The sequence below is a fragment of the Sedimenticola selenatireducens DSM 17993 genome (genome assembly GCF_000428045.1).
Lineage (GTDB): Bacteria > Pseudomonadota > Gammaproteobacteria > Chromatiales > Chromatiaceae > Sedimenticola > Sedimenticola selenatireducens.
The window spans coordinates 230,086-254,857 of the sequence record NZ_ATZE01000003.1 but is presented as its reverse complement, the minus strand read 5'-3'; the positions used below and the strand labels follow the sequence as shown (position 1 = coordinate 254,857).

At 56.0% G+C, this 24,772-nt stretch carries 21 protein-coding genes; 15 read left to right on the top strand and 6 right to left on the bottom strand.

All coding sequences use genetic code 11. The features are described from left to right. Window positions 1-20 precede the first annotated feature (20 nt). The 3 genes from A3GO_RS0104250 to A3GO_RS0104240 all read right to left on the bottom strand — a co-directional run bounded on the left by A3GO_RS0104250 (window position 21) and on the right by A3GO_RS0104240 (window position 2,842). Window positions 21-1,040 carry an amino acid ABC transporter substrate-binding protein gene (locus A3GO_RS0104250; RefSeq protein WP_029132348.1) on the bottom strand — a complete coding sequence of 340 codons (1,020 nt, stop codon included), beginning with the start codon at window positions 1,038-1,040 and terminating at the stop codon, window positions 21-23. A 466-nt stretch (window positions 1,041-1,506) separates the two neighbouring features. After that, window positions 1,507-1,989 (bottom strand): PaaI family thioesterase, encoded by a 483-nt coding sequence (locus A3GO_RS0104245; RefSeq protein ID WP_037374639.1) that lies wholly within the window; start codon window positions 1,987-1,989, stop codon window positions 1,507-1,509. 61 nt (window positions 1,990-2,050) lie between these two features. Continuing rightward, window positions 2,051-2,842 carry an alpha/beta fold hydrolase gene (locus A3GO_RS0104240; protein WP_029132346.1) on the bottom strand — a complete coding sequence of 264 codons (792 nt, stop codon included), beginning with the start codon at window positions 2,840-2,842 and terminating at the stop codon, window positions 2,051-2,053. A 212-nt stretch (window positions 2,843-3,054) separates the two neighbouring features. Between A3GO_RS0104240 and rpe the strand changes: the two genes are divergently transcribed. The 5 genes from rpe (at window position 3,055) to trpD (ending at window position 7,953) form a co-directional block, all read left to right on the top strand. Then, window positions 3,055-3,741 carry a ribulose-phosphate 3-epimerase gene (gene rpe / locus A3GO_RS0104235; RefSeq protein WP_029132345.1) on the top strand — a complete coding sequence of 229 codons (687 nt, stop codon included), beginning with the start codon at window positions 3,055-3,057 and terminating at the stop codon, window positions 3,739-3,741. Next, a complete protein-coding gene (locus A3GO_RS0104230) occupies window positions 3,738-4,418 on the top strand; it encodes a phosphoglycolate phosphatase (protein ID WP_029132344.1) in 681 nt (226 codons plus the stop codon). Before rpe ends, A3GO_RS0104230 begins: the two co-directional genes overlap by 4 nt. Window positions 4,419-4,624: 206 nt before the next feature. After that, the gene (gene trpE, locus A3GO_RS0104225; RefSeq protein ID WP_029132343.1) at window positions 4,625-6,118 is read left to right on the top strand and encodes an anthranilate synthase component I; all 1,494 of its coding nucleotides are present in this window, start codon (window positions 4,625-4,627) and stop codon (window positions 6,116-6,118) included. Between the two features lie 2 nt (window positions 6,119-6,120). After that, window positions 6,121-6,702 (top strand): aminodeoxychorismate/anthranilate synthase component II, encoded by a 582-nt coding sequence (locus A3GO_RS0104220; protein ID WP_029132342.1) that lies wholly within the window; start codon window positions 6,121-6,123, stop codon window positions 6,700-6,702. Window positions 6,703-6,930: 228 nt separating this feature from the next. Continuing rightward, complete coding sequence (trpD, locus tag A3GO_RS0104215; RefSeq protein WP_029132341.1) at window positions 6,931-7,953, top strand: anthranilate phosphoribosyltransferase; 1,023 nt, start codon at window positions 6,931-6,933, stop codon at window positions 7,951-7,953. 131 nt (window positions 7,954-8,084) lie between these two features. Here the strand turns inward: trpD and A3GO_RS22475 are convergent, their stop codons facing one another. Then, on the bottom strand, window positions 8,085-8,969 hold the full coding sequence (locus tag A3GO_RS22475; protein WP_084609745.1) for an HDOD domain-containing protein: 885 nt from the start codon (window positions 8,967-8,969) through the stop codon (window positions 8,085-8,087). 260 nt (window positions 8,970-9,229) lie between these two features. Here A3GO_RS22475 and cysK point away from each other — a divergent pair, with 260 nt between their 5' ends. The 8 genes from cysK (at window position 9,230) to A3GO_RS0104165 (ending at window position 18,064) form a co-directional block, all read left to right on the top strand. Further along, window positions 9,230-10,141, top strand: coding sequence for a cysteine synthase A (gene cysK / locus A3GO_RS0104205; RefSeq protein WP_037374637.1), 912 nt, complete (start codon window positions 9,230-9,232; stop codon window positions 10,139-10,141). 216 nt (window positions 10,142-10,357) lie between these two features. Then, window positions 10,358-11,605, top strand: a complete 1,248-nt coding sequence (locus tag A3GO_RS0104195) for an HD-GYP domain-containing protein (protein ID WP_084609743.1) — start codon at window positions 10,358-10,360, stop codon at window positions 11,603-11,605. Between the two features lie 11 nt (window positions 11,606-11,616). Next, entirely contained in the window at window positions 11,617-12,873 is a 1,257-nt protein-coding gene (locus tag A3GO_RS0104190) for a putative bifunctional diguanylate cyclase/phosphodiesterase (RefSeq protein WP_029132338.1), read from the top strand. 36 nt (window positions 12,874-12,909) lie between these two features. After that, on the top strand, window positions 12,910-14,187 hold the full coding sequence (locus tag A3GO_RS0104185; protein ID WP_029132337.1) for an HD-GYP domain-containing protein: 1,278 nt from the start codon (window positions 12,910-12,912) through the stop codon (window positions 14,185-14,187). Window positions 14,188-14,621: 434 nt separating this feature from the next. Then, window positions 14,622-15,635, top strand: a complete 1,014-nt coding sequence (locus A3GO_RS0104180) for a TRAP transporter substrate-binding protein (protein WP_029132336.1) — start codon at window positions 14,622-14,624, stop codon at window positions 15,633-15,635. Window positions 15,636-15,652: 17 nt separating this feature from the next. Continuing rightward, window positions 15,653-16,213, top strand: a complete 561-nt coding sequence (locus A3GO_RS0104175; protein ID WP_169720359.1) for a TRAP transporter small permease — start codon at window positions 15,653-15,655, stop codon at window positions 16,211-16,213. After that, on the top strand, window positions 16,210-17,496 hold the full coding sequence (locus A3GO_RS0104170) for a TRAP transporter large permease (protein ID WP_029132334.1): 1,287 nt from the start codon (window positions 16,210-16,212) through the stop codon (window positions 17,494-17,496). Before A3GO_RS0104175 ends, A3GO_RS0104170 begins: the two co-directional genes overlap by 4 nt. A gap of 55 nt (window positions 17,497-17,551) precedes the next feature. Next, on the top strand, window positions 17,552-18,064 hold the full coding sequence (locus A3GO_RS0104165; RefSeq protein ID WP_029132333.1) for a universal stress protein: 513 nt from the start codon (window positions 17,552-17,554) through the stop codon (window positions 18,062-18,064). Window positions 18,065-18,157: 93 nt separating this feature from the next. Here A3GO_RS0104165 and A3GO_RS0104160 read toward each other — a convergent pair whose 3' ends face one another. Continuing rightward, window positions 18,158-20,641: a bifunctional acetate--CoA ligase family protein/GNAT family N-acetyltransferase gene (locus A3GO_RS0104160; protein ID WP_029132332.1), complete on the bottom strand. Its 2,484-nt coding sequence runs from the start codon at window positions 20,639-20,641 to the stop codon at window positions 18,158-18,160. Window positions 20,642-20,763: 122 nt separating this feature from the next. Next, entirely contained in the window at window positions 20,764-21,393 is a 630-nt protein-coding gene (locus A3GO_RS22470) for an acyltransferase (protein WP_335340003.1), read from the bottom strand. A gap of 337 nt (window positions 21,394-21,730) precedes the next feature. On the opposite strand from A3GO_RS22470, the gene A3GO_RS0104150 reads away from it, so the two are divergent. Next, entirely contained in the window at window positions 21,731-22,393 is a 663-nt protein-coding gene (locus A3GO_RS0104150) for a TetR/AcrR family transcriptional regulator (RefSeq protein WP_029132331.1), read from the top strand. 681 nt (window positions 22,394-23,074) lie between these two features. After that, complete coding sequence (locus A3GO_RS0104145; RefSeq protein WP_029132330.1) at window positions 23,075-24,712, top strand: AMP-binding protein; 1,638 nt, start codon at window positions 23,075-23,077, stop codon at window positions 24,710-24,712. The last annotated feature ends 60 nt before the right edge of the window (window positions 24,713-24,772 follow it).

The window sequence follows — 24,772 nt, the reverse complement described above, 5'->3', positions numbered from 1 at the left end:
GGCGTGCCGTGGCACGATAATTAGCGGATTGGCGGCGCGTATTGCAGACCACCCTTATTCCATAGCGCATTCAGCCCGCGGGAGATCTTGAGCGAGCTGCCCGCTCCGACATTGCGCTCGAACGATTCGCCGTAGTTGCCGACCTGCTTGACGATATTGACCGCCCAGTCGTCGGAGAGCCCCAATCCGCTACCCTTGATACCCTCCAGGCCCAGCAGACGCCGGATATTGGGGTCGGTGCTGGCCTTTTTCTCATCCACGTTGGCGGAGGAGATGCCCAGCTCTTCGGCATTGACCATGGCGAACAACGACCAGCGCACGATGTTAAACCACTCGTCGTCTCCCTGCGCCACCACGGGACCAAGCGGCTCCTTGGAGATGATCTCCGGTAACACGATGGCACCGTCGGGATTGCCCAACTTGATACGCAGCGCGTAGAGCTGGGACTGGTCTGAAGTGAGCGCGTCACAACGGCCGGCGTCAAACGCCTTGACGGTTTCGTCGGATGAGTCGAAGGTGACCGGGGTGTACTTCATGTTATTGGCGCGGAAATAGTCGGCCAGATTGAGCTCGGTTGTGGTGCCGGCCTGGATACAGAACGAGGCGCCATCCAACTCGAGTGCGCTCTTCACACCCAAGCTCTTGGTGACCATGAAGCCCTGGCCGTCGTAATAGTTCACGCCCGCGAAGTTGAGACCCAGCGAGGTATCCCGGGTCAAGGTCCAGGTCGTGTTCCGCGGCAGCATATCAATCTCGCCCGACTGCAGTGCGGTGAACCGCTCCTTGGCGGTCAGCGGGGTGTATTTAACCTTGGCGGCATCGCCAAACACGGCCGCTGCCACAGCGCGACAGACATCCACGTCCAGCCCCGACCAGTTACCTTTTTCATCGGCACTGGAGAAACCGGGCAGACCGGTACTCACACCGCACTGCACGAACCCCTTCTTTTTCACCTCGTCGAGAGTTGCACCGGCAAAGGCGCTGGTTGACATTACCGCGGTCAGAGTGACTGCGGAGGCTATTACATGAATTTTCTTCATGGTACGGTTTTCTCCTTAAATATAGAGATATTGTTGACATCGGTTTGATGTATCCCGGTACGGGCAACTCTCCTGCCTGCCCCGTGCTGATCCTCCTCAGCCGGTGGCGTCGCACCAACGTCCATATCGAGATCAGACGTTTATCCAAAAACGCTAAAGCACTGATACACAACATGGTAAAGTCAAATAAACTCTAGCCCGCCCGAGTACGATCTGCAAGCCTATTCGCAAATTTACGCTGCAGCAAACTGCTGCTGCGCAACAATCCTTGCAGGGCTTCTATATAGTATAGAGATCCGCTCAGCCTCCCGGATTCCCGTTAAAACCACGAATACTCCATGGCCATCCTGTTAGTCTTTTATGCGGCAAAATCGGCCATCGACAGGATCTTGGTCCGGCACCGGTGCCCTGTCCCGGTTAGATATTGGCGTTGTTTTACTTGGAGGATTGTCCCTCTTGCAACTCACTAGGGCGTACCTTTCAGCGGCTGCGCCTGGACCGCCATCAACGTCTGCAAGGCTGTGGCGCAGAGCGTTTCACGCCCATTTTCAACGGCAATAATCTCAATTTCGGTTGTGGTTAATGAGCGACCGGCACGTACCACGCGACCACGACCGATCAACCGCTCCCCCCGACCCGGTGCCACGATATTGGTTTTGTATTCCACCGTAACAATCCACATCCCCTCCGGCAGCAGACTCCAGCCGGCAAAGCCGCCAGACACATCGGCCAGAGTGGCAATCGCCCCGCCATGAAAATAGCCGTGGTTCTGGCTGATATTCTCCCGATAGGGGAGTTGCAGCTCGCAAAAACCGGGCTCAATCCGGCAGAACTCCACGCCAAGCGAGGCCAACATGGCCTGCCCCGCAAACGCCTCCCGCACCCGCCGGGCAAAATTAGGATCTCGCGGTTCAAATTTCAGTGAATCACTATGGCGGCTCTGTCTCATTCGGCCTTCTCCAGTCAATGCTGGGTAAACCTTAGTTCACGTTTACGTTAACGTCAAACAATCAGCGCTGTTGCTCTACTCCCGGCGCCATCCGTCCCAGCCAGGCGCGCACTTCGGCAACCAACGTTCCACTCAGTCCATTGAAGAAGTGGTCCGCCCCCTCAATCCGGTTTTGTCGATAACTCTGGTTATTTGCCTGTCTGGCGGCTGCGGAGCGGGCCGACGCGCTCTGCAGGACAGAGTCAATATCCCGGCTGCCGTAGATATCGAGCACCGGCAGGTCGAGTTTTTTCAGCCCCCCCAGGGTACCGCCGTCCGGCGCACGGGTATCTGCTGGCAGGCCAATCGCCACAAACGCCCGCAACTCTTCCGGCACGCCCTGTGCCAGATACTCAACCCCCATGCGGGCACCCAGGCTATGTCCGATCAACACGATATTGCTCTCCCCTTGCTGTTTCAGATACTCAACCGCAGTAGTGATGCGTGGGAAGGCTTCGGGAATCAGCTCCTGGTAAACCCAGCCGGAGGCATCGGAAGCGGCAACAGGCATCTGAATCGACAAGGTCTTCCAACCAAATTCTGGCAATTGGGTGCGCAACGGGTGGACCACATCCATCCAGTCCGGATGCGCGCCCCGCCCATGCAGGAGAATCACCACTCCCTGAATGTAGTCGGTATCCTGCTGCGCATAGATGGCAAAAAAATCCCTGCCGTCCGCCTGCAGCATCAACGGCTCACCCACCAGCAACGCTTCCCGGATTTCCGCTGCAAGGCGCTCCTCCCGGGCCAGATCCGATGCCCAAAGCGGGTTCACGAACAACAGCAGAACAATCGCGATGCAGTTGATCCGCATATTACCTCCGTTTGTTTTTCTCAGTACCAGGGAGAGCGTACCTGTAGTCGACCACACCCCCAATGGATTCTTAAGATAATTTTATGGGCACCATAAATAACTCTTCTCAATCAATATCTTACAAAATTTGCAGGTGAAAAGTGCCGGCGCTTGCGGTAGAGTGCCCCCATTCACAATTTCATAGGCCGCCACGGCCAAACGGGAGAAGTTCCATGACCGATTACAAAATAGCGCCATCTATCCTCTCCGCCGACTTTGCCAGACTGGGCGAAGAGGTCGACAGTGTTCTGGCAGCCGGTGCAGACATTGTGCATTTTGACGTCATGGATAACCACTATGTACCCAACCTTACAATCGGTCCGCTGGTGTGTGAAGCCCTGCGCAAACACGGGGTGACGGCTGATATCGATGTCCACATGATGGTAAAGCCGGTGGACCGGATTATTCCTGACTTCGCCAAGGCCGGCGCCACTTACATCACCTTCCATCCGGAAGCGAGCGAGCACGTGGACCGCTCACTGCAGCTGATTCGCGATCATGGCTGCAAGTCGGGACTGGTGTTCAATCCGGCCACCCCTCTAAGCCACCTGGACTATGTGCTGGACAAGATCGATATGATCCTGATCATGTCGGTCAACCCCGGCTTTGGCGGGCAGAGTTTCATACCCGGTGCGCTGGATAAACTGCGCGCCTGCCGCCAACTGATCGACGCATCGGGCCGGGACATTCGACTGGAGATCGATGGCGGCGTGAAGGCCGACAACATCCGCGAGATTGCCGCCGCCGGCGCCGACACCTTTGTAGCCGGCTCCGGTATCTTTGGTAACGCTCAGGCATCCGATCCGCACCGCTACGACAGCATTATTGGTCAGATGCGCGAGGAGCTGGCCAAGGCATGAGCGCGGGACTGGTGAAAAAGCCACGGCTGATCCTGTTTGATCTGGACGGCACCCTGGTGGATAGCGTGCCTGACCTGGCGCACTGCATTGACGGCATGATGACCCAGATCGGTCGCCCGGCCTGGGGCGAATCCCGGGTCAGGGAGTGGGTCGGCAACGGCGTGGAACGCCTGGTAAAGCGGGCGCTGATCGGGCAACTGGACGGGGAACCCGACACGGCCGATTACACGCAGGCGCTGCCCCTGTTCATGGATCTATACAGCCGCCATAACGGCCAGCGCTCACAGCTCTATCCCGGGGTAAAGTCCGCACTGGAGCAACTGAAAAGTGCCGGCTACACCCTGGCCTGCGTCACTAACAAGGCCGATCAGTTCACCCGCCCGCTGCTGCAGGCCCTGGGTGTTTACGACTATTTCAGCCTGATCACCAGCGGCAACACCCTGCCACGAAAAAAGCCCGACCCGCTGCCGCTGCTGCACAGCGCCGAACATTTCGGCCTCAGTCCGGCCGAGTCCCTCATGGTTGGCGACTCCTCCAATGATGTGAAGGCTGCACGGGCGGCAGGATTTGATATTGTCTGTGTGCCCTATGGCTACAATCACGGCCTGGACATCCGGGACTCGGCTCCGGATGCGGTTATTGATTCACTGGAACAGCTCGAAGGCCTGTTTGAATGATTACAGCGAGAGGCGCGTGATCCGCCCCGATTACAATCAAACTGGATACTTGTGCCGTAATCGATTATCTTAGCCCCCACAAATCAGACGGCAACAAACCCTTCCGCATGCTCCACCACGAAACAGACAAGACAGGAACACGATGGCGTTGGTGATACCGCGCCCCCCTATCCCTGTCTTTATGTTTTGCTCGTGTGGAGAGGCAAATGACTCCAGAACAATTTGAACAGCTGGCCGCCCAGGGCCACAACCGCATCCCACTCATGTGTGAGGTGCTGGCCGACCTGGACACACCGTTAAGCGTCTATCTGAAACTGGCCAATGCCCCCAACTCCTATCTGCTGGAGTCGGTGCAGGGCGGTGAGAAGTGGGGCCGCTACTCCATCATCGGACTCCCCTGCCGCACGCTGCTGCGGGTGACCGGACACGGCATCACTATCGAGACCGATGGCACCATAGCGGAATCCCATGAGGTCGAAGACCCACTGGCATTTATCGAATCTTTCCAGCAGCGTTACCGGGTCGCCAGTCATCCCGACCTGCCCCGCTTCACCGGCGGCCTGGTAGGCTACTTTGGTTATGACACCATTCGTTATATCGAACCGAAACTGGCGCACTGCCCCAATCCGGACGGTATAGGTACCCCGGACATCCTGCTGCTGGTATCTGACGAGGTGGTGGTGTTTGATAATCTGCGCGGTCGCCTGTACGTGATCGTGCACGTGGACCCGACCAGCGGCGGCACCTTTGAATCAGGCCGCAAACGGCTACGCACAGTGGTCGAGCGGATGCGCGAGTGCCTGCCGGATCAGCCAGCCAGTCCACGCCGCCGTATCAATGAGGCCGATTTCATCTCCGGATTCACCGAGCAGGGATTCAAGCAGGCGGTGGAACGGATCAAGGGATACATCCTGGACGGTGACTGCATGCAGACCGTGATCTCCCAGCGCCTCTCCATCCCTTACCACGCCCAGCCCCTGGATCTCTACCGGGCGCTGCGCGGACTCAACCCCAGCCCCTACATGTATTTCTACAACCTGGATGAGTTCCACATCGTCGGCTCCTCACCGGAGATCCTGACCCGGCTGGAGGATGGCGAAGTGACGGTACGCCCGATCGCCGGCACTCGGCCCCGGGGCAAAACCGAGGCAGAGGATCTGGCCCTGGAGCAAGAGCTGCTGGCCGACCCGAAAGAGCTGGCGGAACATCTGATGCTGATCGACCTCGGCCGCAATGACGCCGGACGGGTGGCAAAAACCGGCAGCGTCAAACTGACCGACAAGATGATCGTCGAGCGCTACTCCCATGTCATGCACATCGTCTCCAATGTCACCGGTCAACTGAAGGAGGGGATGAACGCCATCGATGTGCTGCGCGCCACCTTCCCGGCCGGCACCGTGAGCGGGGCGCCCAAGATCCGCGCCATGGAGATTATTGACGAGCTGGAACCGGTCAAGCGCGGCATCTATTCCGGCGCTGTCGGCTATCTCTCCTGGAACGGCAACATGGACACGGCCATTGCTATCCGTACCGCTGTCATCAAGGACAAACAGCTGCACATCCAGGCCGGCGCAGGAGTGGTCGCCGACTCGCAGCCGCAGCTGGAGTGGGACGAGACCATGAACAAGGGGCGGGCAGTATTTCGCGCCGTCGCACTGGCCGAGGCCGGCCTGGAAAACAGCAGTTGCGGGGAGACATAACCGTGTTACTGATGATCGACAACTATGACTCCTTCACTTATAACCTGGTGCAGTATTTCGGCGAGCTGGGGGCGGACGTGCGGGTCTACCGCAACGACGGTATCACCCTGGAGGAGATTGCGGCACTGAAACCGGCGCAGATCGTCATTTCACCCGGCCCCTGCACTCCTAACGAGGCGGGTGTCTCGGTGGCCGCCATTCAGCGCTTCGCCGGACAGATCCCGATCCTCGGGGTCTGTCTGGGACACCAGTCGATCGGCCAGGCATTCGGCGGCCGGATTGTCCACGCCCGCGAGGTGATGCACGGCAAGACCTCGCTCATCTATCATGCCAATGTCGGCATTTTCAATGGCCTGAACGACCCCTACACCGCCACCCGTTATCACTCGCTGGTGATCGACCGGAAGAGCCTGCCGGACTGCCTGGAGATCACCGCCTGGACCCAGGATGCGGCCGGGGAGATGGACGAGATCATGGGCGTCCGACATCGTGAAATGAACGTGCAGGGGGTGCAGTATCACCCGGAATCCATCCTGTCCGAACACGGGCACGATCTGCTGCGCAATTTTTTGGCTGGTAAATAAACGTGAATTATTCTCGCGAGAGATCAATAAACTTAAATGCCTCTATTGAACCGCGAAGAGCACAAAGAACTCAAAGAAATGCAATGGCTTGCCCGGCGGGCGAAAGATCAAGGGAATACAACTCATTGTTTTCCATCGCGTTCTTTGCGTACTTAGCGGTTGAAATGAGGCTTTAGGACAAACTCACCCAGATAACGGGACGCACAGTTAAAATCGAGGGGAAACGCTATGGAGATGCCACAGGCGATCAATCAGGTACTGGCCCACAAGGACCTTTCGACCGAAGAGATGACCAGCGTCATGCGCACTATCATGACCGGTGGCGCCACCCCGGCACAGATTGGCGGCTTTCTGATCGGGCTGCGCATGAAAGGGGAGTCAGTCAGCGAGATTGCCGCCGCTGCCGCGGTGATGCGGGAACTGGCCAGCGGTGTCAACATCGGCGATCTGCCCCACACCGTGGACATCGTTGGCACCGGCGGCGACTGCTCCGGCACTTTCAACATCTCCACCGCCTCCATGTTCGTCGCCGCCGCGGCAGGCTGCAACGTCGCCAAGCACGGCAACCGCTCGGTCTCCAGCAAATCCGGCGCCGCCGATGCCCTGGAGGCCGCCGGCATCCGGCTCGACCTGACCCCGCAGCAGGTGGAACAGTGCGTGCGCCAGGTAGGGGTCGGTTTCATGTTCGCCCCGGGTCACCACAGCGCCATGAAACACGCCATCGGCCCGCGCCGGGAGATGGGCACGCGCACCATTTTTAACGTGCTGGGCCCCCTGACCAACCCTGCCGGCGTACCCAATCAGTTGCTCGGGGTGTTCAGTGAAGAACTGCTGGAGCCGATGGCCGAGGTGCTGCAGAAACTGGGCAGCCGCCACGTGATGGTGGTCCATTCCCGGGACGGCCTGGATGAAATCAGTATCGGTGATCGCACCGAGGTGGCGGAACTGAAACAGGGGCAGGTACGCCGCTTCAGCATCCAGCCGGAGGATTTCGGTCTAAAGCGCACTTCCATCGACCAACTGAAGGCAGCGGATGCGACAGCCAGCCTGAGCATTATCCGCGACGTGCTGGACAACCAGGCCGGACCGGCGCGGGATATCGTGCAGCTCAACGCCGGCGCCGCCATCTACACGGCCGGTGTGACAAATACCCTGCAGGCAGGGGTGGAGCGGGCCGGACAGGCAATCGCCAGCGGCGAGGCCAGAAACCGCCTCGACCGACTGGTGATCCTGACCCAGAGTTTCGACTGAGTTTCACCTGTAGGAGGCCCGCCCCCGGGCCGATATCGCGGCGAAGCGCGACGCACATGGAAGTGCTAATGCCACGGGAGGCAGGATGCCAGGAGTGGCCGCTCCTGCAGGGCAATTTTCGACACGAGACGTTACTCGGCCACGGCGAAAATCCGGTACATCGCCTCGATCATCTCGCCGGAGACGGTATCGGTCACCTCCACCACTTGGCGCTGGCTGAGACCGGTCAGATCCCAGGCAGGGGCGGCAATTTTTTCAAATATCTGCTCCATCAGCAGATCGGTGTTCAGGCCGTGAGTAATCCAGGCGGCAAGATGCAGAATAGCGGCCTGTTTTGCCATCGACTGCCCCTCTTCCGGATGCTGCAGGCAGGCGAATGTGTCAACAAAGCTCTGGGGCAGTTTCCAGGCCTTCATCAGCTGGGTACCTAGCTCATTGGCGTCACAACCGATCAACTGGCGCTCCAGACGATAGAACCCCAGCAGATCATCACCAGACTCCGCCAGTGCCTGGCGGCACGCTTCCGGGAATCGGCTGTAGAGAATCAGGTGGCCTATATCCAGCAACAGACCGCGCACAAACAGGCTCTCGGTTTCGCGCATGTCACATGAGCTGGCCAGCTCGCGGGCAAGGAATCCACACATCACGCTGCGATACCAGAATGTGCTCATATCCATCAGATCATTGGGCAGCCCTTCAAACGCCTGGGCCACACTGGTAGCCAGGGCCAGATCGTGAATCTGCTGGGTACCGAGAATATTCACTGCCCGGGTGATGGTCTCCACCTGAGAGGGCAGACCGTAATAGGCGCTGTTGGCAATCCGCAGCAGCCGGGCGGCCAGGGCCGGGTCCAGGGAGACGACATCCGCTACATCTTTCATGCTGCTGTCCTCCGAGGCCATTACCTCCTGCAGACGGGTGTAGGCGGCCGGCAGGGAGATCAGGGTCAGGGAATCCTGCACCAACTGTTCGGCAGTGTGGAGCGCATGAGGATGCGTGCCGCTACTCATTGACATGTTTCTCTCCTGTTCTTATTTCTGGGTTCCTATCGAAAGGTATCGGCCAGCCGCGGTATATCCGGTGTGCGGATGATCGCATTTTTTTATTCTGCCTGAAAATATAGCAGCCAATGCTACCCCTTACCCTGTAGAAACCCGCGACCTTACTTGTCAGCCTTGCCGCACAACTGCCTATTTCTGGGCGCATGCCTGGCTCCAGGAGCAGAGAAACAGGAAATAAGCTATCATCTCCGGCCCGATAACAGCCGGCAACCCTGATGAAATACGACAATATACTGCAGACTATTGGCAACACACCCGTGATTCGCCTGAACAGGTTCCCCGATACCTTGGCCGCTGAACTCTGGGTCAAGCTGGAGAGCTTCAACCCTGCCGGCTCGGTCAAAGATCGGCCTGCCCTGAACATGATCGAATGCGCGGAGCAGCGCGGTGAACTGAAGCCCGGCGACACCATTATCGAACCCACCTCCGGAAACACCGGTATCGGCCTGGCGATGATTGCGGCCCAGAAAGGTTACCCTTCGGTATTCGTGATGGCCGAGGATATGAGCGAGGAACGCAAAACCATTCTGCGTGCATTTGGTGGAAAACTGGTGCTGACACCGGCGGAAAAAGGCACCAAAGGGGCCATTGAAGAGGCCAAAAAACTGGCCGCGAAAAATGGCTGGTTTTTTGTCGGACAGCACTTCAATCCAGACAATCCCAACGCCCACAAGGGCACGGCAGACGAGATCTGGGCCGACTTCGGCACTCGGCTCGACGCCATTGTCTGCACCACCGGGACCGGCGGCACCATCTCCGGCATCGGCAAGTATATGCGCCGGCACAATCCGGAGATCCAGATTATCGCCACCGAACCGGCTGATTCACCAATCCTCTCGCAAGGTATTGCCTGTAAACACAAGATAATGGGCACCGCTCCCGGATTTATTCCGGATATCCTGGACACAAAAATCTACAACCGGATATTTCAGATCACCACTGACGAGGCCTATGACACCACCCGCCGCCTGGCGCAACATGAGGGCATCTTCGCTGGCATCTCATCCGGCGCCGCGGTGGCCGGTATGATAAAAGCGGCCCGGGAAGAGGCATTTCGCGGCAAGATCATCCTGGCCATGCTGCCGGATACTGGTGAGCGATACCTCAGCACCGACCTCTGGTCATAAATGAATTGGAGCATGTTGTATACTGGATGAAATTCGCGGCACAGGGATGGCGAATAAAGTTCTGATCAAGATAGCCGACTTGAAATACGTGAGCGGAACCGGCTTCGTTGTTAAGATGACCGATACCGTAGCGATGCGCTGACGTGTCACACGAAACCCCCGGGGCATGTGCCCTGGATACTGTTTAGGTAAACTCCATCAGGCTTGTGCAGCTCAATGCCGATAACCGTTCTTAAAGTCCGAGTCAGTGACCTGCAACCGGGTATGTTCGTATCCGGTCTCGATCGCCCCTGGCTGGAAACGCCTTACCCCATCCAGGGATTCCACATCAGATCCGCAGAAGACCGGCTAGGGCTGCAACAGTTCTGCGACTGGGTCTATGTGGATGTCATCAAGAGCAAAATAAACTCGATCTCCAAGCAGATCCTAAGCCAGAACGAACACATCAACCAGGCATCCGATGCGGCACAGATCTATGAACTGACCCGGCGCAGCCGAATACCCTACAAGAAAACCGCCTCCCGGGAGGAGGAGATAGCCAGCGCCCAATCCCACTATACGGAGGTGGAAACCACCTACCAGACCCTGCTGCACGATGCCGAACACGACCGTCAGATCAGTCTGCCGGTGCTGAAAAGCGCCATCGAACCCATGGTGGAGAGCATCGTGCGCAACCCGGATGCCTACATCTGGCTAACCCACCTGAAAAGCCTGGACAGCTACAGCTATCACCATGCACTCAGTTGTTCGGTCTGGGCCGTCGCCTTCGGTCGTCACCTGGGTTTGCCGGTATCCCAGCTCAACTCATTGGCAACCGGCTGTTTTCTGTTTGATATCTGTAAGACCAAACTGCCCAGGGATCTGCTGAACTCCACGCGCCGCCTGACCAGTGAAGAGTTCGAGACGGTGAAACAGCATGTGCTGTTCGGACTCGATCTGATAAAACAGACCAGCGGCGTGGAGAAGCTGGTGCTTGAGATGATTCGCACCCATCATGAACGGCACAACGGCAGCGGCTATCCCCTGGGTCTGACAGGCAATCAGATACCGCTGTTCGGACGTATCGCCGGAATCGTGGATGCCTATGATGCCATCACATCCTATCGCCCCTATTGCAAGCCGATACCCGCCTACGAGGCGATCGAGAACCTGTACCAATGGCGCGGCATCGATTTCCAGACTGAACTGGTGGAACAGTTCATCCAGGTGGTGGGCATCTATCCGGTCGGCAGTCTGGTGCAACTGAGTGACGGCACGGTCGGCGTGGTGATCAGCCAGAACGAACATTTCCGCCTGCGGCCACAGGTCATGATCCTGCTCGACGGGGACAAGCAGCTATTGGACGAGTTTTATGAAGTCGATCTGCGCGCCGGCCTGGAGGACGACCATGCCGACACACTCACTATTGCCAGAGGACTGCCACCGGGTGCCTATGCACTGGATCAAAGCCTCTACTACTTTTAAGCCGGAGTTTCGTGGAACCATCCATCTCACCTCCCCTGCAACTGCTTGACCAGCTGGGCAAGCTGACCACATCGGCAACGGCGAATAGTGCACTGATGCTGATCAGCCTGCATGGCCTGAGACGCATTGGCAACATCTTCGGCTCCCGGCTTTCAGAGCAGATCATGCATGACCTGATCCAGCAACTGGAATGTGCGATTCGCCCTGATGACCGCATACTGCGACCCGGGCGGTTTGAGCTGGCCGTGCTGATTTCTGGACTGCAGAACCGCGGTCACGCCGTGCTGGCCGCCAACAAGCTGGCGGACATTCTCGGTACACCCATCGAGATCAGCAAAAAAGACCGCAAATTCCCCTTTTCCATCGGCATGGCGCTGTCACCGGAACACACTAGCGACCCTGAACAGCTGTTACGTTATGCCGAGATTGCCAGCCTGGCGTCGGAAATCACCCAGACACCCTATCAGATTTACAGCCATGACGACCTGGAGTCGATTGTCACCGACTGGGATATCGAAGGTGATCTGGACAACGCCATCGCCAATAATCAGCTGAGCCTTCACTACCAGCCAAAGATATCAGCCCGCGATGGTCGTCTGCTGGGTGCGGAAGCACTGATGCGCTGGCGGCATCCGGTTCACGGCATGATCCCTCCAGACCGGTTTATCCCGGTGGCGGAAAACATGGGCATCATGCCGAAACTGACCTGGTGGTGTATCAATACCGCCCTGCGGGAACGCATAGAGTGGGGGCAACCGGCCAGCAGCCTTTCTGTCGCGGTAAATATTTCGGCCCTGGATCTGACCGATGAGCGATTTATCAAATCGGTACTCGGTGCCATCGGCATCTGGGACACGCCTCCTGAGCTATTGACCCTGGAGATCACGGAAGGGTCACTGATGAAGGACATCGCCCTCAGTGCGGACATACTGAAAAGGCTGCAGTCCTACGGCATACGCATCTCCATTGACGATTTCGGCACCGGCTACTCTTCTCTCGCCTACTTCAAACAGCTACCGGCCGATGAGCTGAAGATTGACCGCTCCTTCATTGTAAATATCCTGGACAATGACCTGGACCGGCACATCGTCAGTACCATTGTCCAGATGGCCAGAAAACTGCGGCTGGATATCGTTGCCGAGGGTGTGGAGACAGCACTGACGCAGCAACAGCTGATTGAGCTTGGCTGTGACATCATACAGGGCTACCATATCGCCAGACCGATGCCGCAAGCGGAATTCATTAAATGGTCCAAATCTCATGATTAACCTGGCCAAAACAATAGATCTATCGGGATTGACCAGGTGAACATCCCGGAATCCAATTATCTGCAACAGGTTGCCGAACTGGGTGAAATGCAGACAGTGGTCTGCACCGAACATATCCAGTCCGCGGACGGCGCCAGACTACTTCCCAAAGGCGCCACGCTTAACCGGCAGGTTATCAAACGCCTGCTCAGCCATAAACTGCTCAAACCGATCGACTTCACCACCCGCATCGAGGATGCGGTGGACCATCACACCCTGACCCGCCTGGGGTGCGAACTGATGGCGCGCGAATCCGAGATGGGTACACTCCTTCGAATGATGCGTGGCGAGGACTTCATCAGACAAAGTTGTTCAAGAATCCATCTGGAGACGCCGATACAGAACAAGCTGACCGTGGCACAAAAACTCCATCCTGAACTGTTGGAACATAGCCTGCGCGTCGCATTGGCAATCACCATAATTGGCGAACAACTGGGCTTGCCGGAAAAGGAACTGGAGGTGTTGGCCACCGCCGGCATGCTGCACGACCTGGGTGAGTTGCATCTGGGTATCAGCAACCTGCCCCTCGAGCAGAATCTGAATCTTGACTACTGGCAGCAGGTGCGCAGCCATCCGGTTATCGGCGCAATGATTCTCGAACAGTTTCCAGCCTACAAACCCCATGTCAGCCGTAGCGTACGGGAACACCATGAGCGTCTCGACGGCAGCGGTTATCCGCACCGACTGAGCGCCACCACAATAAGTCGCGCCGGCCGTCTGCTCTCGTTCACCGAACTGGCCATGGGGGCATTGAAAAAATACTCTCTCAGGCAGCTCAGTACCATTATCAAGACCAACCTGGATGCGCTGGACCCGCAACCGGTGGGGATATTTCTTAATGCGCTCCATCTGTTTCAGAGCCAGAACCCGCCCAGACAGGCCGAAGCCAGAGATGAAAACATCATTAGCCTGTTTAGGCTGGTGTCCAAACTGGTCATCGGCGCGGAAACAATCACCGACTCGCTGGGGTCCGGTTCGGGCAGAACCAGCCCCTGCCTGCTGGGCCCGGCCATGGAAAAAATACAGCAAACCATGCGACGCGCCGGGTTCGATCTGCACAATACAGAAGCCACTCTGCAGATGATCGACAATGACCCGGCAACATTTATCGAGCTGGAAGAGCTGCTATTGGAGTCCATCTACCAACTGCGCAAGACGCTACTGGAGATGCATCGGCACAATAGCGATCCCGGGCCGGAAAATCAGGAGGCCATTCGACAGTGGGTAGAAGATGCGGAACACCATCTTGAAAACGCCGCAGGACTACTTTTGTGAAACCAGTCGGCCCTGCGTCATTCCATCAAACCCAGCTTTATCATAATCAAATAAAATACTGATCGACTCTCTATAGTTAGTCCGCTTTTTTTGCAAGGCCCCAGACAATCCAGCAAGCGTAGCCAACATCAATACCATCCGAGCGGGCCGCCTCGGGCAATCATGACCGTGATTTAAGTGATTGCTGTGCACCGATGATCAGCCGCAAGCAGATTCGCTTAAAGCAGTAACACGCAGCAACCAACAGCTATTGCAGGAATTTCTCGAATAAATCACAAAGCAAAATGAATAGCTATTCAGTCAACTTCTGTGATACCTTGCCACATGAAAGTGAATGGCTATTCATTCATTTGCTGTAATACCTCGATCCAGGAAGCTGTCTCAACCTGAATATTGTGCGGGTAAATCAAATCAAAAATACATGAGGAGAATTTATGAAACGCATTACTTCTGTACTTATAGCAGCAACTATCGGCTTGGTCGCACCGATACAAAACGCTCAGGCAGCAGCTGAATTCAATCTGCGCTTTGCTCACTTCTGGCCTCCGCAGGCCGGCATGTCCCAACAGTTCCAGGCCTGGGGCGATGCCGTTGAAAAAGATTCCAACGGCCGCATCAAGGTCGAGATGTATCCCTCTCAGACGCTGGCCAAGGCACCTAAAATTTATGATGCCGTAGTCAGCAGCATTGCCGACGTGGGCGCCACTGTCCAGGGCTATACCGCCAACCGGTTCCCCCTGAGCCAGGTCATCGAACTTCCCGGTATTGCTGAAAGCGGCGCGCTGGGCTCCTGTGTATTCCAGACCCTGCTGGACCAGGGCGATATCGCCGATGAGTACTCAGAGACCCATCCCTTGTTTGTGTTTACCCACGGCCCTGGCATGATTCACACCAAGGGCACGCTGGTAAAAACCCCGGAAGATTTGAAAGGCCTGCGTATTCGCCGCCCCACTGCTGTGGTGGCCGATCTGTTGACCGGGTTGGGTAGTCAGCCGGTGGGAATGCCGGCACCGCAGATCTACCAGTCCATGTCCCGTGGCGTGATCGACGGCGCAACCCTGCCCTGGGAAGGAGTCAAATCCTTCCGCCTGAATGAATTGGCAGACAATCACACGGACATCAACCTTTATACACTGGCCTTTGTCGTCACCATGAACAAGGGCACCTATGAGAGCATGCCTGCAGACCTGCGCCAGGTAATCGATAAAAATTCCGGGCTCGCCTGGGCCGTCAAAACCGGCCAGCTGATGGATGAACAGGATAAAGTGGGTCTGGCACAGGCTAAAGAGCTGGGGCATACCATCACCACCATTGAGGGCGGAGTGGAGAATCCAGCCTGGAAAGGGGTGCTGGAGCAGGCTACCGAGAACTACCTGTCCCAGAATGGCGCGACTGCCCGCAGCATCTATGAAAAGATTCCAGCGCTGTCAAAAAACTGCCGTAACTAGAAGGGTCCGCCATGCGAATGCTTTATAAAGCAGTCGACTCGGTGGCGCTATGGATGCATCGGATGAGCGGCTTGCTGCTCATCTCGATGATGGCGATAGTGGTGGTTGATGTGGCCACCCGTGCACTCTTTGATGTCAGTGACGGGCATTGGGATCTGACTTTTCTCGGCGGTATCGAGCTGGTCAGTTTTGGCCTTCTGCTCTGTATCCTGTTTTCACTCCCACATTGTGTCGACAAGGGCCAAGTGGTTGTGGACCTGTTTACCCAGAACATGTCGAAGTCCACCGAGCGACTGGTGAATGGTCTCTACACCCTGGCTTTTGCGGCCTTGTGGCTGGCCATGAGCTGGCGCTTTTATCATGCCTACACGGCGGCACTGGAGACCATGGAAACCTCTCAGGATCTGTTGCTGCCGCTGTCTGACATCTATCTGCTGGTGGTTGCGGCCACCTTCATTCTGGGATTGCGCAGCCTGTTGGTTGGGATCCGCGGGCTGACAACCCGCAAGGCACCACCCGACCAGCCCACCTCCCCGAAGGCTGAACATAACCAGACAGCAGAAGGAGAGCACCGATGAGTCCGCCCGTAATTGGATTGCTCTGTATGGCGGGTATGCTGGTATTTATTGCCCTGCGCTGCCCTATCGCCCTGGCCATGGCGGCGACCGGACTGATCGGCTTTACCTGGATCGTCGCCTTTGATCCTGCCCTGTCCATCCTGGAATCCGGACCCTATGAAACCCTGAGCAACTACGGTTTCAGCCCAATCCCCATGTTCATTCTAATGGGGGTATTTGCTTCCAAGGCGCGCATGTCCACGGAACTGTTCCATGCGGCCCGAATGCTGTTTGGCGGTTGGCGTGGCGGTATGGCACTGGCGTCGGTCAGTGCCTGTGGCATATTCTCCGCCATCTCCGGCTCCTCCGTGGCCACCGCGGCCAGCATGTCCAGGGTAGCACTCCCGGAGATGAAGAAACACGGCTATGCCAACTCGCTGGCGGCCGGAACCCTGGCGGCCGGCGGCACCCTGGGGATCATGATCCCTCCCAGCATCGCCCTGCTTCTTTATGCCCTGATCACCGAACAGTCCGTGGGTAAAATGTTTATGGCGGGGGTAATTCCCGGCCTGTTGGGGCTCCTTCTCTATTGCGCCACAATCGCAATCCTGGTGCACCGCAACCCCGCTCTGGCCAGGCCCGGAGATCCCACCACCTGGCGACAGAAGATTGCCGGCCTGGTTGGTTTCGGCCCATTTTTTCTGGTCTTCGCAATTATTATTGGCGGCATCTACCTGGGAATTTTCACCCCCACCGAGGCTGCGGCGATCGGCGCCTTCGTATCGATGGTTATCGCATTGCTACGCGGCATGCGACTGACCGGTTTTATCGAGGCAGTGGATGAAACCCTGAAGCTTTCGGCCATGATTTTCTTCATGATTATCGGTGCCGAAATCTTCGGCTATTTCCTTTCGGTATCACGGATCTCCTTCTACCTGGCAGAGCTGGTAGGCAGCATGGGCCTGCCTCCCTACGCTGTACTGGCTGCCGTTCTCTTGCTGTTCATCCTGCTGGGATGTGTAATGGACAGCCTGGCGATGCTGTTATTGACCGTACCGGTGGTGTTTCCACTAATCGTCACCGCCGGATTTGACCCAATCTGGTTCGGTATCGTGGCGGTAATTACGGTGGAACTGGGACTGATTACCCCACCCGTGGGGATGAATGTATTCGTAATCAAAAGCGTGGCCCTTGAGATACCCATCGGCCAGATTTTCAAAGGCGTATTACCCTTTGTTCTATCGGACCTGGTACGCCTTGCGCTGCTTATCCTGTTCCCTGCGCTGGCACTGGCACTGATTTGACATATCCAATAAACCCATCGGTGGACGGGGTGCCACCGGCAAAGGAGACTCCAATATGCTGAAAAAAATCAATTGTATTGTTTACGCCTCCGATTTTGGTCCAAACATGCGCAAGGGATTTAAAATGGCCGTAGGTCTGGCACAAACCAACCAGGCACGGCTGATTTTCCTGCATGTGATCGAGCCACCGGGCCGGACAGCGGAAATGATATTGAACAGCTATGTGAGTGACGACCAGCTAGACGTAATGCGTTCAAAAAGCGTGGCTAAAATCTGCGAAGTGATCAACGGCCGGATCGACAAATTTGCGGCGGAAGAGTTATCTTCTGACTACGGACTTTCCCAGGGCCGACCGGAATGTCGTATAGAAGAGGGCAAGCCGGTCGACCGTATTCTGGCGGTCGCCAAAGATGTCAATGCAGATCTGATCGTGATGGGTTCGCGAACCCACTCAGCATTCAGTCAGATCGTCCTGGGCTCAACCGCCCACCAGGTGCTGTTTCGCAGTGAACGACCGGTATTGATTGTCCCCATGACCGATATCGAATCCGATGGGGGTGACGGTTGATGCCACTGAAATCGCCGCTACCAGTAAGCCCGACAAAGCAACGGCGTTCAGCTCATACAAAACACCGCCGCAGCGACGCGACTGGCTTGCAGATCAGACATCACTTACCAGTTTTTCGGAAGACGGGTTCAGCGGGAAACACACCTCGACAATCCCTTCTCCGGGAACCGGTGTCAGGGTAAATCCAATCTTCCTGGCCAATCCCAGCATGCGGTAGTTGTCGGCGAGAATCTGTCCCGTCATGACAGCAGTGCCCCGGGAACGGCAATAGTCGATCATCTTGCTCATCAGCTTGATGCTCAAGCCCGTTCCTTTCAGACCCGTGCCCAGCAGGATGGCAAACTCCGCAGATTCATTATTGGGATCGGTAACGGTCCGGACAACACCCAATGTCTCACTTTCGCCGTCCTTCTCATAGACCGCCACAAAAGCCATCTCGCGATCGTAATCGATCTGGGTCAGGCGAGCCATCTGTGAATGACGCAGTTTTTGCAGCTCGCCAAAAAACCGGTAGCGCAGGTCCTCCTCCGTGGATTTTTTCAGCAATTTATAGTGGTTCGGCTCATCCTCCGGTCGAATGGGGCGCAGCAACAGCTCCCGGCCATCCGTCAATTTAAAGGTCTCTTCCAGATGTTTGGGATAGGGACGGATGGCCAGCCGCGGGGCAAAATCAGCATCTACTGTTTTCAGCATCACCCGGGCTTTTCGTGCCACCACCTCATGGCCGTTAACTGCCAGCGGATTGATCTCCAATTCCAACAATTCCGGAATATCGATAATCAGCTGAGCCACCTGGATCAATGTCTGACAAATAGCGTTTATGATATCGACCGGCTGTGTGGACGAGTGGCTGAGAAGTTGTGCGATTCGGGTTCGATAGATCAGATCTCGCGCGAGGCTCATGTTCAGCGGAGGCAGGGAAACCGCGCTATCGCCAGTCCGCTGCGCACCATGTCCACCCTGACCAAACGTAATGACCGGGCCAAAAACCGGATCGTGCTTGACGCTGATCAGCAGATCGTAGGTGCCGACTTCGGGTCCACCACCGGAAATCATAGAGCGGATCCCATAAGCGGCCAACAGCCTACTGGCGTCATGATCCCGCTGTGTTCCACCCTGCTCATCCAGGGCCTGTCGAACAAATTGCCTTGCCGCCTCGACATCAGGTTTAAAGGCACTTGTGAGTGATTCCGGCGTTTCCATCAGCAATCGCTGATTCTGCCGGTAACGGATGCCGTGCATAAATGCCTGGACGGCGGTGGTCGGCGTATTGTAGGTGGCGATGCCCTCACGGGAAAATAACTCGCGCGGCTGCGTAACCGTCGCCTCACCAACCCAGCAGGTCAGCAGGCTGCAGGGCGTTTCCTTGAAAGCACTGACAATGCCCTCGGCTGCCGCCATGCTGTCCGAGGTGGCCACCGGAGCGTGGATCACCAGAATAATGTCCACTTCCGGCGCCTGGGCAAGCACCTTATAGGCCCGTTCGTAGCGTTCACGCGTGGCGTTGGAAAAAATATCAACCGGATTATTGCGAAACCAGGGAGAGGGAAGTATCGCATCCAGCTGTTCAAGCGTTGCCTCGGACAGATCTGCCAGATGACCGCCACTGGCGCTCAAAGCATCAACTGCCATGACCCCCAGACTGCTGCCGTTGCAGAGAATAGCCAGATTATCCCCTCGCATTCGGCCAGCCTTGGCCAGTGATTCGACACCGGCAAAAAGCTCGTCGATATCGTCCACCCGGAGCATGCCGGCCCGACGAATAGCTGCGTCATAGACCTCGTCAGATCCGGTCATTACCCCGGAATGGGACGCAACCACAGAAGCGCCCTCCGGAGTGCGTCCGGATTTGATGACCAGAACCGGCTTGTTACGCGCGGCGGCACGCGCCGCCGACATGAAACGTCGCCCATCGTGAACGGATTCCATATACAGCAGAATCGAACTGGTCTTCGGATCGCTCCCCAGGTAATCAATCACATCGGCAAAATCGACATCGACACTGCTTCCCAGCGATACAAAGTGGGAAAAGCCGATATTACGGGCGCATGCCCAGTCCAGTACCGCCATACACATGGCACCTGACTGCGACACAAAGGCTATCTTGCCAGGCAAGGCGCTCAGGTGTGAAAAACTCGCATTCAGCCTGGCGGCGGGAACCAATACACCCAGTGAATTCTGGCCCAGCAGCCTTAATTCGTAGGGAGCCGCCGCATCCAGCATTGCCTGCTGCAAATCAACGCCGGCAGCTGTTTTCTCCCGATTCAGACCCTTGGTCATCACTATTGCGGCACGGGTCCCCCATGCGCCCAACTCGGCGATCAGTTCGGGAACCGGTTGAGGTGGTGTGCAGATCACCGCGAGGTCCGGGACGATGGGCAGGCTTGCGACATCGGCATAGCTGTAGACCCCGTAAACCGCCTGGTATTTGGGATTTACCGGCATAATCGGACCCGAAAAACCGGCCTTAAGCAGATTCCTCATGACCAGATTGCCAACGGTACCCTCCCGGTTGCTGGCACCAATAACAGCCAGTGAGCGGGGACGAAACAGCTTATTGAGATTTTTCTGGGACATTCAATTTTTCATCATCGGCGCAGGTACGGCATTGTACCCTTCTGTCTGAACCTTTCTAGGTTGCGCTGCCGGTTTTGTCAAACACCAGGTAATGCTACAGAAGCGGCGTACCGATGAATATTTCAGTCCGATTTGGTTGGCGTACGGTTTTTTATATCCGTCAGAGGCATGGGGGCTGCGGACAGCTCATCGGTAGCCTTTCGGCCTGGCTCCTCCACTTCCAGTGGTTCGACAGGGCGCAGCGAGTTGATGGACCTTACCGCCAACTGCTTGTAGCTGTCGGTGCCTTGTATTTTCCACTTCAGCTCCTGTGCCGAAAGGGTCCGTACCACCCTGGCCGGCACGCCCGCCACCAGCGTGTTGGGCTCCACCTGCATGCCCGCTTTGACAAACGCCATGGCGGCCACAAAGGCATTTTCACCGATCACCGCCCTATCCATAATCACCGAGTTCATACCGATCAGGGCGTTCCTTTTGATTTCGCAGGCATGAATAACCGCGCCATGCCCGATATGACTGTCATCCGCGATCCGCACCGTAACTTCGGGGAATGAGTGAACCACGCAATTGTCCTGTATATTGACACCCGCTCCGATCTCGATGCGTCCAAAATCACCTCTGATACAGGCGCAGGGACCGATATAACAACCCGGACCAATAACAACATCACCAATTATTACGGCATCCGGATGTACGAAAGCGCTGCGATCGATAACCGGAATCATTCCGGCAATTTCATAAACTCGTGCCACGTTCAATGTCCCGGTCGGTGAAATTGTGAAAGGCAAAAAGACGCATTTTGTGCGGCCGCACTTTTATCTTGTGTTGCGCCAGTAGTGATTCATACCGGCACATGGATTCGTGGCGGGTTAAGGCATGATTGACAGGCGTCCCAAGCCCTGGTTTTATACCGCCTAATGAATGAATAGTCAATTTATCGGGTGGTGTCGCGACGACATACCGGGCAGAATATGAGAAATGCCTGACCGAAGTCATATGGCACCGGCCGGCCTGAAGAAAAGGTTTGTTCGATGCGAGTCTCTATCGCATAATCAAGACGCCTTATCAACGTTCGAGTGCAAAAATATCATGTCAGCTCCCATAAAATTTGCCAGCACTGTCACCGATCCCAAACTGGTTGAAGAGCGCAGAACCCAGATTCTGGGAGCGGCTATAAAACTGTTTTCCGATAAGGGCTACTACCGCACCACTATTCTTGATATTGCCAAGACTGCGGGTATCAGCAGCGGTTTGATATACCAGTACTTCAGTGAAAAAGAAGATGTACTCTGTTTTGCACTACTGCATGTGGTGGATACCTACGAACGTGAAATCCCAACACGGATTGCCGGGGCGAAGGACCCGGTAGACCGTCTGTGTCAGTCAGTAGAGGCCTACTGTACCATTGTCGATAACCTGCGAGACGCCACCCTGCTGGCCTACCGCTCAACCAAATCACTCTCTCCGGCAGGCCGGAAACACGTCATGGCGGGCGAACAGCGCTCAAATCAGATAATTCTCGGATGCATCAATGAATGTATTGATGGAGGATACTTCCGGGAAGTCAACAGTGACCTGCTTGTCTATCAGTTTGTCATGTATTGTCATACCTGGGCACTCAAATACTGGGCTTTCAGGGACAAATATACGCTGAAGCAGTACGTAGATGAGGGATTAAAGCTGTTGGTAGAGCCATATCTCACGCCGCGCAAAGGGCGGGGAGCATTCCGCAAAAGGCAGGAACCGCTGTGATTGGCTGAGCGGTGATTAGACCGCTGTTGTGCATAAATCTACCTGATTATCCATGTGACTCAGCCGTATGTGGAAAAAAGCATGGTAGCCAATGATAGGTTATTGCAAATGCCTCACCGGCGGACTCGCGGAGTTCTGCATGAGTTGTCTATGCAGCCAATCCGTAGGGTGGATAAGCCGGCAGGCGCATCCACCCTACAACGGCTGCCTAGGTGGTGATCCGTATCTGATCGTGACTGAGTCTAGGGGGTAATCAGGTAAATCTATAACCCATGTTATTTCACTGCCGGATTGGGACTCATACCGATTGCCACTGCGCGGAAGCGATCCCATCGGCACCCGCCACCTGAAACCCGCCTAGTATCCTTCACACCGCACCTAACCATTATCTGTGAGTCAGGCCAACATCACTGCCTGATGCGTCAGTAACCTAAACAGCATATGTGATACTGATTATTCTGCATCAATAACTGAATGATCGTTCATTCAGTTATTGACATCGGTGATATGAATGAGTAATCATTCAGTATCTGATCGAATACAGACTGGCATAGCTGGAAAACTCCCATGTACGTCATCGCCATCTATCCCCCTGATGGCAGGGCGTGACGGAAAACTCACGCTGGCCCTATGGCTTGACTAGCCCAAATCACCTAAGCAGGCTAAAGGAATGGAGGATTTATGAATCTACCCGGTGGTATCCCGTCGGCGCATACAGACACATTCGCACGTACACTTTTGCCTGCCAGGAAGTATTGGCCTGAATTCGACTATTCTGCCGACCATCTCAGCCATTACCCCGATCAGATTAATGCTGTTGAAGTTCTACTTGACAATGCCATCAGGGAAGGAGCCGGGGACAAGCCTGCCTATATCCATCAGGGCGAGACCTGGACCTATAGCATGCTCAAGGAGCAGGCCGAGCGTATTGCCCGCGTCCTGGTGGAAGATTATGGCCTGGAACCGGGCAATAGGGTGTTACTCCGTTCGGCCAATAATCCCATGGTCATAGCCTGTTGGCTTGGGATACTCAAGGCGGGCGGAATCTGCGTCTCCACCATGCCGCTGCTGCGCGCCAAGGAGCTTTCCTACATAGTCGAGCGGGTCAAAATCCGCCTGGCTTTGTGCGAGTATTCCCTGGATTCCGAGATGGAAAAGGCCAAAGACCTGTCGCCCTGCCTTGAGCGGGTGAGCTACTTCTCCCCCCTCGGCCAGAACAATGATGAAAAAGCCGACCTGGACCGCCGCACAGCGGAAAAGCAGCCGTCCTTTGAAAACGTCAAGACGGCCGCCGACGATGTTGCATTGATCGTATTTACATCCGGCTCAACTGGACAACCCAAGGCGGCCGCGCAGTTTCACCGGGATATTCTGGCTGTCAGCGACAGCGTGCCACTGACTTATCGTATTCAAGCCGATGATATAATTTGCGGATCGCCAACCTTCGCCTTCACCTACGGACTGGCGGCCTTCATTCTCTACCCTCTGCGTTACCGTGCCTGCGCAGTTTTGACCCCACCCAAACCGGAATTGATATTGCAGGCCATTGAGCAACATCGGGTAACCAATTTGCTTGCGGTACCTACCTCCTTTAACGCCATGCTGAATATTATCGACAACTACGACACCAGCAGCCTGAAGCAGTGCAGTTCAGCCGGGGAGCATCTGCAACTGCCTCTTTGGGAAAAGTGGCTGGAAAAGACCGGCGTCAGGATTATCAACGGCGTCGGGGCAACCGAGTTCATGTCGCACTTTCTGTCCGATGATGTGGCTGTCAATCGCCCCGGTACCGCTGGACGTGCAGTGCCCGGTTTTACGGTGAGGATCATCGATCAACTGGGTAATGAAGTACCCCGCGGAACCAGCGGACTAATCGCGATAAAAGGACCCACCGGTTGTCGATATCTTGATGATGAAGACCGCCAGCGCGGATTTGTTCGGGATGGCTGGAACGTGCCCAGCGATCTGTTCATGCAGGATGAAGATGGTTATTTTTGGTACCTCGACCGCGCCGACGACATTATTGTTTCATCTGGCTACAACATTTCTCCCCTGGAAGTGGAACGCTGCATTCTGGAGCATCCGCTGGTAGCCGAGTGCGCGGTGGTAGGTGTGCCGGATAGTGAACGAGGCAAACTTGTACGCGCCTGTGTCGTGCTGAAAAATCCGGCACTGGAAGGTACACAAACCGCCGCCTCGATTCAGGATTTCGTCAAGGAGAATATTGCACCCTATAAATATCCGCGTGATATTGTTTTCTTCGACGAACTACCCCGCACCCCCACTGGAAAAATTCAGCGTTTTCGTCTGCTGGAGTAAAGTGAAAACAGCCGGAGCCTCCTCATCCGCTGAACGTCGAGGAGGATGGCTCCGCAGCCA